Annotated in this window: 12 protein-coding genes; 10 read left to right on the top strand and 2 right to left on the bottom strand. The window is 34.9% G+C overall.

Translation table 11 applies throughout. From position 1 onward, the window contains the following. The first annotated feature begins 213 nt into the window (after nucleotides 1-213). The 5 genes from rfbA (at nucleotide 214) to BR50_RS12385 (ending at nucleotide 5,615) form a co-directional block, all read left to right on the top strand. Nucleotides 214-1,083 carry a glucose-1-phosphate thymidylyltransferase RfbA gene (rfbA, locus tag BR50_RS01375; protein ID WP_034545425.1) on the top strand — a complete coding sequence of 290 codons (870 nt, stop codon included), beginning with the start codon at nucleotides 214-216 and terminating at the stop codon, nucleotides 1,081-1,083. 17 nt (nucleotides 1,084-1,100) lie between these two features. Next, nucleotides 1,101-1,667: a dTDP-4-dehydrorhamnose 3,5-epimerase gene (gene rfbC, locus BR50_RS01370; RefSeq protein ID WP_034545422.1), complete on the top strand. Its 567-nt coding sequence runs from the start codon at nucleotides 1,101-1,103 to the stop codon at nucleotides 1,665-1,667. Nucleotides 1,668-1,669: 2 nt separating this feature from the next. Then, nucleotides 1,670-2,656 carry a dTDP-glucose 4,6-dehydratase gene (gene rfbB, locus BR50_RS01365; RefSeq protein ID WP_034545419.1) on the top strand — a complete coding sequence of 329 codons (987 nt, stop codon included), beginning with the start codon at nucleotides 1,670-1,672 and terminating at the stop codon, nucleotides 2,654-2,656. A 69-nt stretch (nucleotides 2,657-2,725) separates the two neighbouring features. Then, a complete protein-coding gene (rfbD, locus tag BR50_RS01360; protein ID WP_034545417.1) occupies nucleotides 2,726-3,568 on the top strand; it encodes a dTDP-4-dehydrorhamnose reductase in 843 nt (280 codons plus the stop codon). A gap of 67 nt (nucleotides 3,569-3,635) precedes the next feature. Continuing rightward, complete coding sequence (locus BR50_RS12385; RefSeq protein WP_051905703.1) at nucleotides 3,636-5,615, top strand: glucosaminidase domain-containing protein; 1,980 nt, start codon at nucleotides 3,636-3,638, stop codon at nucleotides 5,613-5,615. A 439-nt stretch (nucleotides 5,616-6,054) separates the two neighbouring features. Here the strand turns inward: BR50_RS12385 and BR50_RS12520 are convergent. Beyond that, a protein-coding gene (locus BR50_RS12520) for an IS5 family transposase (RefSeq protein ID WP_143298334.1) occupies nucleotides 6,055-6,830 on the bottom strand; the annotation gives its coding sequence in 2 pieces (ribosomal slippage) (nucleotides 6,055-6,491 and nucleotides 6,491-6,830; 777 coding nt in all). Nucleotides 6,831-7,203: 373 nt separating this feature from the next. On the opposite strand from BR50_RS12520, the gene BR50_RS12380 reads away from it, so the two are divergent. Continuing rightward, nucleotides 7,204-9,519: an Ig-like domain-containing protein gene (locus BR50_RS12380; protein ID WP_051905702.1), complete on the top strand. Its 2,316-nt coding sequence runs from the start codon at nucleotides 7,204-7,206 to the stop codon at nucleotides 9,517-9,519. A 136-nt stretch (nucleotides 9,520-9,655) separates the two neighbouring features. Here the strand turns inward: BR50_RS12380 and BR50_RS01335 are convergent, their stop codons facing one another. After that, the gene (locus BR50_RS01335; RefSeq protein ID WP_034545413.1) at nucleotides 9,656-10,615 is read right to left on the bottom strand and encodes an IS30 family transposase; all 960 of its coding nucleotides are present in this window, start codon (nucleotides 10,613-10,615) and stop codon (nucleotides 9,656-9,658) included. A 324-nt stretch (nucleotides 10,616-10,939) separates the two neighbouring features. Here BR50_RS01335 and BR50_RS01330 point away from each other — a divergent pair, with 324 nt between their 5' ends. The 4 genes from BR50_RS01330 (at nucleotide 10,940) to BR50_RS01315 (ending at nucleotide 15,404) form a co-directional block, all read left to right on the top strand. After that, nucleotides 10,940-11,647, top strand: a complete 708-nt coding sequence (locus tag BR50_RS01330; RefSeq protein WP_034545411.1) for a hypothetical protein — start codon at nucleotides 10,940-10,942, stop codon at nucleotides 11,645-11,647. Nucleotides 11,648-11,729: 82 nt separating this feature from the next. Next, a complete protein-coding gene (locus BR50_RS01325) occupies nucleotides 11,730-12,689 on the top strand; it encodes an IS30 family transposase (protein WP_034545409.1) in 960 nt (319 codons plus the stop codon). Between the two features lie 231 nt (nucleotides 12,690-12,920). After that, the gene (locus BR50_RS01320) at nucleotides 12,921-14,243 is read left to right on the top strand and encodes a hypothetical protein (RefSeq protein ID WP_245792852.1); all 1,323 of its coding nucleotides are present in this window, start codon (nucleotides 12,921-12,923) and stop codon (nucleotides 14,241-14,243) included. A gap of 198 nt (nucleotides 14,244-14,441) precedes the next feature. After that, nucleotides 14,442-15,404, top strand: a complete 963-nt coding sequence (locus BR50_RS01315) for an LCP family glycopolymer transferase (RefSeq protein ID WP_081884463.1) — start codon at nucleotides 14,442-14,444, stop codon at nucleotides 15,402-15,404. The last annotated feature ends 60 nt before the right edge of the window (nucleotides 15,405-15,464 follow it).

Genomic DNA, 15,464 nt, shown 5'->3' with positions numbered 1-15,464 from the left:
AAAATATAAAAGATAGATTTTACTCTCTGTTTACAGAATGTAAAGTCTATTTTTTTAGACTTTATTAAATAATAAAAAAGTCGATTACTGAAAATGAATTTGCTTAACCTTTCCTAAATGAAGTATAATTTAAACTGATGGTAATTAGAAAAAATGAATTTTATATGTTACTAATTAATAAAATGCCGTTAATAAATTTTAAAGGAGCTTATTATGAAAGGTATAATATTAGCGGGTGGAAGCGGAACACGCTTGTATCCTTTAACTAAAGCTGTATCAAAACAATTAATGCCTATTTATGACAAACCGATGATCTATTATCCAATGTCTATTTTAATGTTGGCTGGAATAAAAGATATACTGATTATTTCGACTCCAACAGATACTCCCCGTTTTGAACAGCTATTCGGAGACGGACATGAGTTAGGCCTTAATTTAGAGTATAAAGTACAAGAAAGCCCGGATGGATTAGCCCAAGCCTTTATTATTGGAGAAGAGTTTATTGGAAAAGAGTCTGTGTGTTTGATTCTTGGCGATAATATTTATTATGGCGGGGGATTATCAAAAATGCTCCAACGAACAGCCGCAAAAGAATCAGGTGCGACAGTGTTCGGCTACCATGTCAATGATCCAGAACGATTTGGCGTTGTAGAATTCGATGAAGACATGCATGCCGTATCGATAGAAGAGAAACCTGCTATACCGAAAAGTAATTATGCGGTTACTGGGCTTTATTTCTACGATAATAAAGTCGTAGATATCGCTAAAACAATCAAACCTTCCCCACGTGGTGAACTTGAAATTACGGATATTAATAAAGCTTATTTAGAAGCTGGAGAATTAGAAGTGGAACTAATGGGTCGTGGCTTCGCTTGGTTGGATACAGGTACACATGAATCATTACTTGAAGCCGGTACTTTTATTGAAACTATTGAGAAACGCCAAAATTTAAAGGTAGCTTGTTTAGAAGAAATCTCTTATCGTATGGGGTATATCACTCGTGAACAATTGATTGAACTGGCTCAACCACTGAAAAAAAATGAATACGGCCAATACATGTTGCGTTTAGCTGAAACGAACTAGTAAGGAGAACTGATAAAATGAAAGTACTAAACACTAAATTACAAGATGTAAAAATTATTGAAATGGATGTCTTCGGAGACCATCGTGGGTTCTTCACTGAGAGCTACACGAAAGAAAAATTTTTGGAAAATGGCATCGCTATCGATTTCATTCAAGATAATCATTCTTTATCTGTTGAACCGGGCGTACTAAGAGGGATGCATTTCCAAATGCCAGAAAAAGCTCAAACAAAATTAGTGCGTGCAACGACAGGTGTCATTTATGACGTTATCGTTGATATACGTGTGGGTTCTCCTACATATGGCCAATCTGAGGGGTACATTTTAAGCGAGTTCAACCATCGCCAATTATTAGTACCTAAAGGATTCGCACATGCTTTTGTAACCCTTACGCCCAATTGCAACGTGCAATATAAAGTGGATGAGTATTATTCAAAAGAACATGATGGCGGTATCGCATTTGATGATCCAGCGTTAAACATTCAATGGCCAATGCCAATGGATAAATTGGTCTTATCTGAAAAAGATACCAAACACCCAACATTAGCTGAATTTGATAATCCATTTGTTTGGGAGGAAAAATAACTATGAACGTATTAGTAACTGGGGGAGCTGGCTTTATTGGCAGTAATTTTGTCCACTATATGCTTGAAGAACACCCAACGTATAAAATCATCAACTTAGATTTATTGACCTATGCAGGAAATATTCATAGTTTAGATGATGTGATGGATAATCCGAATCATGTGTTTGTGCAAGGAAATATCCTGAATAAGGAATTAGTGCGCCATTTAGTTAACGAACATGCCATTACTCATTTTGTGAACTTTGCGGCTGAATCACATGTTGACCGCAGTATTTTAAATCCTGAAATTTTTGTAGAAACCAATATTCAAGGAACCTTAGCGTTATTAAACGTGGCTAAAGAAATGAACATTGAAAAATACCTACAAGTCTCAACGGATGAAGTATACGGTTCTTTAGGAGCCGAAGGTTACTTTACAGAAGAAACACCTTTAGCACCGAACAGCCCTTACTCAGCTAGTAAAACTGGAGCGGATTTATTGGTTCGTGCCTACTATGAAACCTATGGCATGAACGTCAACATCACCCGTTGTTCAAACAACTACGGTCCGTACCATTTTCCAGAAAAATTAATTCCGTTGATGATCACAAATGGCATGGACAGCAAAGAACTTCCAATCTATGGGGACGGATTGAACATCCGAGACTGGTTGCATGTACAAGATCATTGTCAAGCTATCGATTTAGTATTGCATAAAGGACGTAAAGGCGAAGTCTATAACGTTGGTGGACACAATGAACGCACGAATAACCAAATCATCGATATTATTGTTGACCAACTTGATTTACCTCGTGAGTTGATCACCTACGTTGATGATCGTCTGGGTCATGACAAACGTTATGCGATTGATCCAACAAAGTTAGAAACTGAATTAGGGTGGAAGCCGAAATACACGTTTGATACTGGGATCCTAGAAACAATCGACTGGTATCAAAAAAATGAATCTTGGTGGCGTCCATTAAAAGAACGCGCTGGATTAAATAAATAGCATAAAAATAAAAGATTTGTTTGTAGTCAAAACAAATCTTTTATTTTTCATGAAATGGAGGAATAACCAATGACCGCTTTAATTACTGGAGGAACAGGGCAACTTGGTTCTGAATTGAGAAAATTATTAGATGAAAAAGAAGTAGCGTATGTTTCAGTTGGGTCAAAAGAAGTCGATATCACAGATGAAAAGGCCGTGAATCACTATATTAAAAAGTTGAAACCAACCATTATTTATCATTGTGCAGCTTATACGGCTGTTGATGCAGCAGAGGATGAAGGAAAAGAACTGAATCAAGCCGTGAATGTCCGTGGAACTGAAAATGTAGCAAAAGCTGCAGAAGAAGTGAGTGCAATAGTTGTCTATATTAGTACAGATTACGTTTTTGATGGAACAAATTTAGGGGAGTATAAAGAAACAGATCCAACCAATCCTCAAAGCGAGTATGGCCGTGCCAAACTAGCTGGAGAACAAATCGTTCAAAAATTAGTTTCGAAGCACTATATTGTTCGGACATCATGGGTGTTCGGTGAGTTCGGTAAAAACTTCGTGTTTACGATGCAGAAGTTAGCTGAAACACATCCAAGACTGACAGTCGTAGCTGACCAGATTGGTCGTCCAACGTGGACTCGTACGTTAGCTGAATTTGTTTATTACCTTACTGAAAAAGAAGCGGAATATGGCATCTACCATCTATCCAATGAAGGCAGTTGTTCATGGTATGAATTCGCGAAAGAAATTTTGAAAGATAAAAAAGTTGACGTTGTTCCAGTAACGTCTGCAGAATATCCACAAAAAGCGAATAGACCAAAACATTCTGTGATGGATTTAAGTAAAGCAAAAGAAACAGGATTTGAGATTCCGACTTGGCAAGAAGCTCTTACTTTATTTGAAATGTCACAAAATCGTTGATTTTGTGACATTTTTTTTGTGTTACACTAGTCATATTGTTAATTTTTTATAAAAGAGGAGACTATTAATGAAAAATAAAAAAAAGAGCTTTAGTAAGGCTCTTGTAATTTTAGTAACCAATATTTTATTATTTGCTACCTTAGAACCTGGTATTATTTTTGCGATAGAGAGTGAAAGTTCGTCGAGTATGATAGAATTGAGTGAAATTAAGAACAACACAAAGGAGTCAAGTGAAGTAGATTCAAGTACAACAGAAACTGAGGGGTCAGAAGCAATAATAGCAGCTGATCCAGTGGAGCCAAAGACCGATATAGCAGAATCAATTGAGTCTAAACCTATAACAGTTGAATCAAGTGAACCAAAGACAGATTTAAAAGAATCAAATGATTCGGAAACAATATTAGATGAATCTAGTGAAATAAAGATAGATACAGAAATGCCTAGTAAACAGGAAATATCTGCTACCTCAGAGTTAAACGAGTCAGAAAAAGAAATAGAAAATTCAAGTGTTTCTAAATCAAGTACTGTCGTTTCAGCAGATTCTTCAGATGAGGAAATTTTTTCTTTAGATGAAAATCGAGAAGATGCTACAGAATTAATGGAAAAAGAAAATAACAAAAATATAAGAATGTTTGCTAGAGTGATGACCGTACCAGCTACAACTACTTTTATTAATAAAATTGCCCCATATGCTGTTGAAGCAGCAAATAAGTATGGCCTCTTCCCCTCGGTCATGATTGCTCAAGCAAGTTTGGAAAGTGGATGGGGAACAAGCTCACTTGCCAGCAGTCCTAATAATAATTTGTTCGGAGTAAAAGGATCTTACGACGGGAAATATATTTCGATGCCAACAAAAGAATGGAGTGAAGAAAAAGAATGGTATACTATTTATCAAAATTTCAGAAAGTATCCTTCTTTTTTAGAATCTTTAACAGACTATGCTCAGAAATTGAAAAATGGGTTGACTTACCAACCAGATAATTATTCAGGTACTTGGAGAGCCAATGCTGATGGCTATAAAGAAGCAGCAGCGGGACTAATTAAACCAGTGGCTAAATATTCATACGCAACAGATCCTACATATGCAAAAAAATTAACAGACCTTATTGAGACGTATGATTTGGCTAAATATGACAATTATCCAAATGTAACATATGATTCACATTTTCAATCTTCAGGTTGGTTGAAAACTAAATCAAATGGACTTACTAGTGGTTCTACAAGCAATAAAAAACGATTAGAAGCAATTAAAATCAATGTAGCTGGTTTCGAGAATTTAGGCATTAAGTATTCTTCACATATTCAAGATAAAGGATGGACAAGTTGGGTGAATGATGGAGCTGTTAGTGGTACTAATGGAGAAAGTAGGCGTTTAGAAGCTGTTAAAATTCAACTTACCGGGGAGCAAGCTAAAGGATTCGATGTTTATTACAGAGCAAACATAGATGGAGATGGTTGGTTAGGATGGGCTAAAAATGGAAATATCTCCGGAACAGTTGATTATAGGAAAAAGATAAATGCTATCCAGATAAAAGTTTTACCTAAGGGTTTTAGTGCTCCAGGATCTTCAGATAATGCTTATAAATTAAAACCTGCTATTGTAAACTACGCTACACATGTACAAACTAATGGGTGGCAAAAAAAGGTCCTAAGTGGAAATACAAGTGGAACAACAGGTCAAGAAAAACGTTTAGAAGCAATTAAAATTTCAAAAAGTGATTCTAAATATTCTGGTAGTATCCAATATAAATCCCATATTCAAACTATTGGATGGCAAAAGTGGGTCAACGATGGAACATTAAGTGGGACTACTGGAAAAGCGAAACGTCTGGAAGCTATCCAAATTAAATTGACAGATGAATTATCTGAAAAATTTGATGTTTACTATCGTGTTCATTCTCAATCTTATGGTTGGTTAGGATGGGCTAAAAATGGAAATTCAGCTGGTAGCCAAGGGAAATCAAAAAGGTTAGAAGCTATCCAAATTAAACTAGTCCAAAAAGGCGATAAGGCACCAGGCAGTACAAGTAATTCTTTCATTAAGTAACGGATTTGAAAATTGATTAGAAGCGAAGTACTGAAAATACAACATAGATTAAATAGATAATCTCTGGAAGAAAAAACTTCTGGAGGTTATTTTTTTGATGGTCATTATGATTATTAAAGGAAATAGAGTCTCCATCATTAGTATAATATAATAAATGTATTAGTAAGTTGAAGATTAGTAATATAGGCCACTGTGAATTCCAACAGGAGATACGTTATGAAAATCCAAACGGAGACAACGGTCGTCAAGAAAGACAATGATGATTGATGGAATTTACTATGGCACCGTATTTGATGAATAAATGAACAGATTTTCTAGCTTATTGAGAGAACATTTGGAATTAAATTAGGAAGAAGCCCTATAACATTTTTAGATAGCATAAATGAATTGTAAACGCATAATGTTTTACAGCAGATTTTAATTAGGTTGTGTCTTAAAACTATTTGGTTAAGAGAAAAATAGCTGCTATATATACAAAGGCTAAGTAGGACGTTGCGAGTTTATCATAACGTGTCGCGATATGACGGAAATGCTTTAACTTATTAAAGAAACACTCCACCAAATGACGTTCTTTATATAGCCACCAATCAACAGTCCAAGGTTCTTTTGTATTTTTCTTTGGTGGAATGGTATAAGTCGCATCGTGATTCGTCACATAAGTCCGAATGTCTAAAGAACCGTATGCACGATCGCCAATAACATTACTGCCTTGTATTTCAACGTGTTGAAGAACTTCAATAGCGAGAACACTATCATGGAGATTTCCACCTGATAGCTGAAAATATAATGGATTTCCTAATCCGTCTACGATGACATGTATTTTTGTTGTGTGCCCACCACTGCTTTTACCGATATGTTGCGAGATGACAGAATTTAGCCCCCTTTTTTTGCACCGGCACTCTGCTGATGCGCCGTTACAACGGTTGAATCGATACTCAAGTTTTCGTAATCTGCTTCATAATTCAACGTAATAAAAAGGGATTCAAGTAAACCAGTATCACGCCATAAACAAAAGCGGCTATAGACCGTTTTCCATGATCCGTAACGTTCTTTTGGCAGATCTCGCCAAGCAGCACCGCTTCTAGCAATCCATAAAACAGCATTGAACATTATACGATTGCTTTTAGGTGGTCTACCTGTGTGATATTCAGGAAACAGATTTTTGATTTGATTCCACTGCACATCAGTCAGCTCATAACGTTCAATACTCATCATGATCACTCCTGTTTTCTTTTATTATACCGAAAATCAGGATGGCAGTCAGTTTTCAGACACGCCCTAATCTTTTTTTATTATATTAAAACAAATTGTATTTAATTTGTGGAGTGATATAATTAATTAAGATATAATAGCACGTGTTTTTTATAATTATCATATAAAGGGGGGATAGGGGAAATAATAGTGTGAAGGACTATTAATTTAACGTACATAAGGATTAAAAATCTATATTACAATGATTTATGATGTAAAAGCAACGAACTTTAGATAATCTACTTATTTCATTTTTTATTGAAGAAACTATTAATATTAAACGCCAAATATACACAAAAAACTTGTGATTTTTTTTAACGAAGGGAACTTTATAATAATGAAAAATAAAAAAAATGCATTGTTAGTTTTAATTACGTTCGTTTCTATGTTTGTGATAAGTATGACATTCACTAATTTTTTAGGGTCAACAGTAGAAGCAATTTCATTTAGTGTGAGCACCCAACAAACGAATGTTTCATTTTCTGGAGATAAAAAAATTGCTAATTTTAGAAATGGAGAAAGTGTTGTCATCACTCTTTCAAATCCATCATCTTTCAATGATTTTCAGTGGGTAGTGCTTGATCAATACGGCAATCAAAAAGGAAGTTCAGGAGAAGGTAAATTTGAGAGAGTTTACATCGTGAGCACATTAAATGATTATAATCCTACCACAGGTGATCGAGCCACAATTAATTTCTCCATAAAAGTAACAGACTCAACAGGAGGGTTGCTTACAAAACCGAATGAACAAAAAATACTTGAATATGATGGTAATTCATCAAGTTTTAATCTTACAGACAAGTTAACTTTAAAGATGGTTAATTTTAACGAAGATGCATTTGAATGGTACCTAGAATATCCAGATCCTTCTTTCCCGCAATATGAATATTGGAATAAGAAAACACCAACAGTAAGTGCAAACTTTGATACAGATTTCCTAGCAGAAGCTTATAAATTAGGATTCGATGATTATAATATTATAATAAAAGATGTAAGAAAATATCCACTGGTTGATATCTCCTTTAATAAAATTGAAGCAAATCTAAATAAAGGAGAATCAGAAACGCTTCAAATACTTTATAATCCTGTAAATACAACTGATGACAAGACTATAAACTGGAGTAGTGAGGATCCAGCTATAGCTAAAGTAGATTCACTTGGGAACGTAACAGCTGTAGAAAAAGGAACAACAAATATCATAGCTATGGTCCAAGACAAACTCATCAAAACAAAAATTACTGTGAATATACCACTTGCCACTATCGATCTTGAAGAACCTATTAAAACGATGAATTTAAATGAAAAAGCTGTATTTAAAGTTAATTATGATCCTTTAAATACCACGGAAGATAAAACAATAATATGGAGTAGTTCGAATTCTAGTGTTGTTAAAATAGATTCGACAGGGACTGTTACTGCTTTGAAAGGTGGAGTCACAAACATTTCAGCTACTGTTGGTACAAAAACAGTTAGTCATGAATTAAAAGTTTTATCACCGTTATTAAGTATACAGTTTGACAAGAAAAATGTTGTTTTGCAGAAAAATAGTAGTGAACAATTAAAGATAGTCTTCAATCCATTAGATACGACTGACTCAAAAATGATAACATGGACAAGTTCGAACCCAGCTGTAGCAACCGTGGATTCTACAGGTAAAATAGCCGGTTTTCAATCTGGAAATGCAATAATTATGGCTAAAACAGGAGATAAAAAAATTGAAGCCTTTATTACGGTTTCTAATACTTCAATTAGTTATTCTACTCATGTTCAATCTATCGGTTGGTTAGATCCAGTAGCAGATGGTACATCATCCGGAACAGTAGGAAAAGGTAAACGAATGGAAGCTATCAAGATTGATATAAAAGGGAATGCAGACTTAGGTATTCAATATTCTACCCACGTTCAATCATACGGCTGGATGAATTGGGTTTCTGATGGGACTTTAAGTGGAACTTCAGGAGAAGCCAAACGGTTAGAAGCCATTAAACTTAAGCTAACTGGTACAGATGCGGATAATTATGACATATACTACCGCGTCCATGCTGAGAAAAACGGCTGGTTAGGCTGGGCTAAGAATGGGGAAGAAGCGGGAACAGAAGGTTTTGGTCGTCGATTAGAAGCAATTGAAATTGTGATCGTTGAAAAAGGAGCTACTGCCCCTGAGTCAACAACCGATGCTTTTGTTAAAAAAGAAATAACCCCAACCGTTTCTTACACAACGCATGTTCAATCCATTGGGTGGCAAGTATGGGTTAAAGATGGAACAATGGCTGGAACATTTGGAAAAGCTAAACGCCTAGAAGGAATCAAAATCAAACTGGAAAACCTACCCTATGCTGGAGGAGTACAATATAAGACACATGTCCAAAGCTATGGTTGGCAAGGCTGGTCAACCAATGGTGCACTAAGTGGTACTTCAGGTAAAGCTAAGCGATTGGAAGCCATCCAAATCGAATTGACAGGTGAAATGGCTGAGAAATATGATGTTTATTATCGTGTACATGCGCAAAGTTACGGTTGGTTAGGTTGGGCTAAGAACGGCGAATCTTCCGGTACAGAAGGCAAGGCCAAACGATTAGAAGGCGTTGAAATTAAATTAGTTAAAAAAAGTGAACAAGCACCTGTCAGTACGGTAAAATCATTTATAAAATAAATCAATTAATTTAACTGCTAGAATTAACAGAATAGCTAGAAAAATAACAAGAACTACTAATAATAAAAAATGACACTATTTCTTTTTTAGAGAATTAGCGTCATTTTTTTATTTTTCTATTATAGAATCTGATTTGTCAAATTAAGCTATACAAACTATCTTCATCCATATAACTCATAAAAACTTCCAACGGTGTTTGGTAATTTAGTGACTTCCTTGGAATGTTATTTCGTTTGTGTGCAACAGATGATACGAAAGTCTGGTCAACTTCGTTGAAATCCATTTTTTTTGGCAATCCATCTTTTCGAAGAAGTCCATTAGAATTCTCATTTAAAGCTCGTTGTGAAGGCGTTCCAGGATCAGCGAAGTAAATAGCGACATCATGTTGGTTGCACAAAGATTTCCAGTTGGAAAACTCCTTTCCGCAATCAAACGTAATGGATTTGAATAAATTTTTTGGTATGGCTTGGAACCATTGATTCATGGCATTCTCAATGTCGCAGGCTTTACGCCCTTTGGGCTTTAAGGTAATGATAGCTTTTGATAAAATCTCTACTAGAGTAATAACCGCACTTTTGTGGTGAACACCTACAATGGTATCTCCTTCGATATGACCAAACTCTTCTTTAAATGTGGGATAGTCTATTATTCTTTCAGAGATATTTCGTTTATAAGCTTTTCTACCTCTACGTTCTTGATGTCCGTTAGGTTTTCTTTTCCCTTTCATCGGGAGTGTAACTTCATCGAATATTCTTTCTTTAAACTGCCTATAAAGTGTTCGTACGGAACAGTCTATTGTCATTTCTTTACGGCCAATAATGACATCCGGCGTCCAGCCCTCAGCTACTTTTCCCTTGATATAAAGCTGTTGTTCTTTTGGTAAATCAATTTTTTTGCGTCCACACTGTTTCTTGTTTTTTTTATACCGTAGGTAATGGTCGAAAGCTGTGTGTCCTGCTTTGAAGAACCTGATAACATTATTAATCGGTGTACGAGTACGATTCAAGTAAGTAGCTATTTTAGCAACTGGAACACCTTGGTGGTAATAAGCTTCTATCATCACTAGTTCATCCATGGTAATATGGGTATAGGTCATTCGTGATCACTCCTTGTTTTCTGTGGTTGGAAATACAATTAGAGTGTATCACGAATGGCTTTTTTATTTGTATAGCTTAATCTTACAATCGACGGAATATATTTTAGTTATCTATCATAAAGAGAAGATAAACTTGTTTTGTTGTTCAGTTGTTTGTTTCTACAGGTTTAACTTTCATATAAATCTTTAAAATATTGATACATTTGAGAGAACTATTTTATTGAACAATTGCTTTATTTTAAAAAACACGTTATATTTTATATAAAATAACATAGAGTTTAATTGGTATAGATTTAAGTAATTTAAAAAGAGGAGTGGGGATGAGTGAAAAAAATAGTTGGTATACTATTAATAAGTTCATTATTATTATCAAATACAGGAGGTCTGGTGGTATATGCAGATACTAGTACAGATTTAGAAGCAAATAATGAAAGTTCAGTAGCTGCTGAACAAGTTAAAGAACAGCTTTTAGAAGAACCTATATCACAAGAAGCTATTTCAGAAGAAGTGAAAGTAGAAAATTCTGAATCGATAGAGCAGAAAAGGTATATTTATAATAATGGTCCTACAATAAATTTAGACAGTATTTCAACTTCACAAAAAAATGCAATACCTGGCGATAAGGTTCTCATAGATATAGAAATTAATGATCCATCAAATGTGAGATATGTTTATATATCTTTTAGAGATTCTAATGGGGCTATTTTAAAAACAGAACTAAAATATAATGAAGAAACAAAAAAATTCGAAAGCTATATAGTTATTAAAGATTACATAATAAACGGTGAAATGTATTTATACGAAATTCTAGCTATGAATAAAAATAATAGTAATAGAACTCTTATATATAGTGATAAAATCGCTGATGAAAATTTTTGGAGAGAAGATTTTTCAAAACATTCTATTGAAGTAAGCGGAAGTCATGGACCAGAGTTGATTCCTGAGAGCGTTTCAGTAACAAAATCTTTAGACTATGAACACCGTCTTGAAGTCAGCTTTACAATTAAAAATTTTAAATATCGTCGATTGTAAGATTAAGCTATACAAATAAAAAAGCCATTCGTGATACACTCTAATTGTATTTCCAACCACAGAAAACAAGGAGTGATCACGAATGACCTATACCCATATTACCATGGATGAACTAGTGATGATAGAAGCTTATTACCACCAAGGTGTTCCAGTTGCTAAAATAGCTACTTACTTGAATCGTACTCGTACACCGATTAATAATGTTATCAGGTTCTTCAAAGCAGGACACACAGCTTTCGACCATTACCTACGGTATAAAAAAAACAAGAAACAGTGTGGACGCAAAAAAATTGATTTACCAAAAGAACAACAGCTTTATATCAAGGGAAAAGTAGCTGAGGGCTGGACGCCGGATGTCATTATTGGCCGTAAAGAAATGACAATAGACTGTTCCGTACGAACACTTTATAGGCAGTTTAAAGAAAGAATATTCGATGAAGTTACACTCCCGATGAAAGGGAAAAGAAAACCTAACGGACATCAAGAACGTAGAGGTAGACAAGCTTATAAACGAAATATCTCTGAAAGAATAATAGACTATCCCACATTTAAAGAAGAGTTTGGTCATATCGAAGGAGATACCATTGTAGGTGTTCACCACAAAAGTGCGGTTATTACTCTAGTAGAGATTTTATCAAAAGCTATCATTACCTTAAAGCCCAAAGGGCGTAAAGCCTGCGACATTGAGAATGCCATGAATCAATGGTTCCAAGCCATACCAAAAAATTTATTCAAATCCATTACGTTTGATTGCGGAAAGGAGTTTTCCAACTGGAAATCTTTGTGCAACCAACATGATGTCGCTATTTACTTCGCTGATCCTGGAACGCCTTCACAACGAGCTTTAAATGAGAATTCTAATGGACTTCTTCGAAAAGATGGATTGCCAAAAAAAATGGATTTCAACGAAGTTGACCAGACTTTCGTATCATCTGTTGCACACAAACGAAATAACATTCCAAGGAAGTCACTAAATTACCAAACACCGTTGGAAGTTTTTATGAGTTATATGGATGAAGATAGTTTGTATAGCTTAATTTGACAAATCAGATATATAGAAAGGTTCTTAAGAATTGGATTTGTTGGTCCTGATGAAGATAATTCAGTATATCAAAATGTTGAATATTTTAATATCCCTAGGGACTCGAATGGAAATTATAAAGGTACTTATACTCTTAATGATGGATTTGAAGAGGGGGAGTGGAAGTTAAAAGATATTAAATCACAATTAGTAGATGATAATGGCGATTGGATTGGTCATCTCTTGTTTGGAGTGTCTGATGAATCTAAATTTATGTTATCTAAAGTAATGAATTATAAATCTTATTTTGATCCGACTTCAGTAACAATAAATAAAAATCAATTTGAATCTGGTGATATTCTCGAAGTATCCATGAAACCAAATAGTTATGATGAAATAATTAATCAAATTGATATTATTTTAGCAAATGAAAATGGGAAAGTTAATGAGCAAACTATTATTACCTCATATAATGATGAAAAAGAAAGATATATAGGTCAAATGAAAATTCCTAGTGAATATACAGTAGGAGATTATTATATTGATTCTATTGTACAAAGAGCTTCTGATGATACAACTCGAATATACAATAAATCAATTTATAGTGAGAGCTTAATTGATCTTTCAAAAGGGGATTTTTCAGTTACAGAATCAAAATCACCGGCTATTTCATATACAACACACGTACAAAGTTATGGATGGCAGGCTCCTGTCACAAGTGGAAAAATGAGTGGAACCCAAGGTGAATCAAAGCGGTTAGAAGGTATAAATATATCACTGGGCTCTCTTTTTCCGGAATCAATACAGTATCGTACACATGTTCAATCTAATGGGTGGATGGATTGGGTAGGAGATGGCGAAATCAGTGGGACAGAAGGAGAAAGTAAGAGACTTGAGGCTATTCAAATTAAATTAACCGATAAAGAAGCAGAAAACTACGATATTTACTACCGCGTCCATGCTGAAAAAAATGGCTGGTTAGGCTGGGCTAAAAATGGCGAAGAAGCGGGTACAGAAGGTTTTAGTCGTCGATTAGAAGCAATTGAAATTGTGATCGTTAAAAAAGGAGCTGCTGCCCCTGGATCAAAATCAAATGCTTTTGTTAAAAAAGAAATAATCCCAACCATTTCTTATACGACGCATGTTCAATCCATTGGATGGCAATCATGGGTTAAAGATGGAACAGTGGCTGGAACATCCGGCAAAGCCAAACGCCTAGAGGGAATCAAAATCAAATTAGAAAATCTGCCATATGCTGGAGGAGTGCAATATAAAGCGCATGTCCAGAGCTATGGCTGGCAAGGATGGTCAACCAATAGTGCCTTAAGTGGTACTTCAGGAAAAGCCAAACGATTGGAAGCCATACAAATCCAATTGACTGGCGAAATGGCTGAGAAATACGATGTTTATTATCGTGTGCATGCACAAAGTTACGGTTGGTTAGGTTGGGCTAAGAACGGCGAATCTTCCGGTTCAGAAGGTAAGTCCAAACGCTTGGAAGCTATTGAAATAAGATTAATCAAAAAGGGGAATAAAGCCCCTGGTAGTACCTCAACAAAATTTATAAATAAATAATCATAGAATAGAGAAGGAGTTTAGTTTGAATAAAACTTTTTCTCTATTTTCTTTCTTGGTAAATCCGTTTTTTTAAGAATTAAGTTTTATTAACTTCAATATATGGTAAAATTAAACTTGTTATAGTTATGATAGAATAATCCGTAAAAACAATTAGATACAAAATGATTTTATAAAAATGATGAAAAGGGTGGAGAAATGTCACAATCAAGATCTGAAATGCGGAATCCAAGAAAACGACCAAAGAAGAATAAAAAAGGTTTGAAAATTTTTCTGATTATTGTATTGGCACTATTTATTGCTCTAGGTTTATTTATTTGGAAAATCTATAGCGATGTAGCTGGAACAACTGATAAAATTTATAAAGATGTTGAAACAGAAGAAGTTCGTGAAAGTTCAGTTGATATTAATAAGAAAGAACCGTTCTCAATTTTACTGCTAGGTGTAGATACAGGAGATCTAGGTAGAACGGAACAAGGGCGTTCAGATACAATGATGGTCCTGACCGTGAACCCAAATACAGATACTACAACGATTGTCAGTATACCCCGTGATACACGCACTGAGATCGTAGGTCATGGAACAACTGATAAAATAAACCATGCCTATGCATTCGGGGGGACATCGATGTCTGTAAATACCGTTCAAAGTATGCTGGATATTCCAATTGATCATTACGTTGAAGTAAACATGCAAGGATTGCAAGATGTTGTCAATGCAGTCGGTGGAGTTCAAGTAACTAGTCCGTTAACCTTTTCTTCTGAGGGCTATAACTTCACAGAAGGTGTCACAGCCTCATTAGATGGGAAAGCTGCTTTAGCCTATTCTAGAATGCGTTATGACGATCCAACGGGAGACAATGGTCGTCAAGAAAGACAAAGACAAGTAATCCAAGCAACCGTAGAAAAAGTAGCTTCACTATCCACTATTTCAAATTACCAAGATATTTTAGGATCATTAGAAAATAATATGCAAACGAGTCTTGAATTCGATGATATGGTAAAACTATTCAATAATTATCGTTCAGCTGCTGGAAATATCCAACAAGAACAACTTGCAGCAACAGGCACAACGATTGATGGAATTTATTATGGTGTCGTATCCGATGAAGAAATGAACCGAGTATCTGACTTATTAAAAGAACAACTGGAATTAAATTAAAAAGAAAAACACTATGTTTTTTTCATAGTGTTTTTCTATGGTAAGAGTTGAGTAACAGAC

Source organism: Carnobacterium alterfunditum DSM 5972, from assembly GCF_000744115.1.
Lineage (GTDB): Bacteria > Bacillota > Bacilli > Lactobacillales > Carnobacteriaceae > Carnobacterium_B > Carnobacterium_B alterfunditum.
This window is presented reverse-complemented; position numbering and strand designations above follow the sequence as displayed.